This is a genomic window from Laceyella sediminis (genome assembly GCF_003003125.1).
GTDB lineage: Bacteria > Bacillota > Bacilli > Thermoactinomycetales > Thermoactinomycetaceae > Laceyella > Laceyella tengchongensis.
The window spans coordinates 1-1,246 of the sequence record NZ_PVTZ01000043.1 but is presented as its reverse complement, the minus strand read 5'-3'; the positions used below and the strand labels follow the sequence as shown (position 1 = coordinate 1,246).

The following is a 1,246-nucleotide window of genomic DNA, read 5'->3' as shown; positions in this document are numbered from 1 at the left end:
ATGGAACGTGGGATGAATTTCAAGCGCAGAATAGACTTCAAGGTTTGGAAAAAATAGCCAAGGAACATCGAGGTTTGGGTATGAAACTAAATATCACTTTCTCGGATGGGGTGACTAAGTCATGGTTATTTTAGATAGACCCATTGCTCATTGGTGGTTTGAGGATAGGACGAAGATAGAAACTTTTGTTGAACCTGGACGGATGAGATCACTTATAGACATGTGTGAGAAATGTATTTCAATATTGAAACGGTATGAATTATTATCTCCTTCAAAGATCCTTTTGTCGAATCGTTGGTTGTTTAATGAGAAAGTAGGAGAACAAGTAAAGTGGCAACTGATTCAAAAGGGAGACATTTTAATAGACTATCCTAGTTACAATGAGAATGAGTTAGCAACGTATTTTTTGGATTGGTTGAAGAAGGAACAAGGAGCCACCGGTTACGTATATCCTTGTTTTATTCAGATTATTGGTGAAGGAAAGCTTATAAATCAGGACGGTGTGAAGCAGGGATTCAAGAATGTGGTAAGTATAGAAGCGCGGTTTACTGAAGCATTAGTAGTTGATGTAATAACGTATAGCACGGCTTGGTTACCAAATACGTTGGCAGGGGAGCCTCAACAAGAAATCTATAAATGGAATGCACCGAGGCTGGAAAAAGCACTTTATGAAATAGAAGCTACTCTTGGAGCTGAAGTGATTATAGATGATGTAAACGAGTTTTGCCACATTAATGGTTATCGATTGGATAATGTTAGAGATGATGACGGAGAAGTAATTCCAATTGATGAGAAGGGTCGTATCATAGGTTGAAATCTAGGGCGTGTCTGGTGAATAAAATTGGTGGAAGCATCTTTCCCCAATGAAGTCCCACGTGGTAGTAGGGGACGCCGGTTTGGGGCCGCTGGTATATTCATCAGGCACGTTCTATTAATGGAAGGAACAATGCGAAAAGATGCGAGTTTAAAAGGCACTTCAAGGTCTAAAAGATATTGCCGATAAATATCCAGGTATGAAACTAAATATCACTTTCTCGGATGGGGTGACTAAGTCATGGTTATTTTAGATAGACCTATTGCTCATTGGTGGTTTGAGGATTGGTCCGAGATAACAAATTTTGTTGGCCCTGAACGGATGAGATCACTTATAGATATGTGTGAGAAATGTATTTCAATCTTGAAACGGTATGAATTATTATCTCCTTCAAAAATCCTTTTGTCTAAAAATTGGATATTCAATGAGAAT

The 1,246-nt window shown here is 38.5% G+C and carries 2 protein-coding genes; both read left to right on the top strand.

What is annotated here, in order from left to right; translation table 11 throughout:
• Positions 1-121: 121 nt before the first annotated feature.
• On the top strand, positions 122-814 hold the full coding sequence (locus CLV36_RS16895) for a hypothetical protein (RefSeq protein ID WP_106343412.1): 693 nt from the start codon (positions 122-124) through the stop codon (positions 812-814).
• Positions 815-1,054: 240 nt separating this feature from the next.
• Positions 1,055-1,246: hypothetical protein (locus tag CLV36_RS17570; protein ID WP_219904930.1), on the top strand; the 192-nt coding region annotated here is incomplete at its 3' end.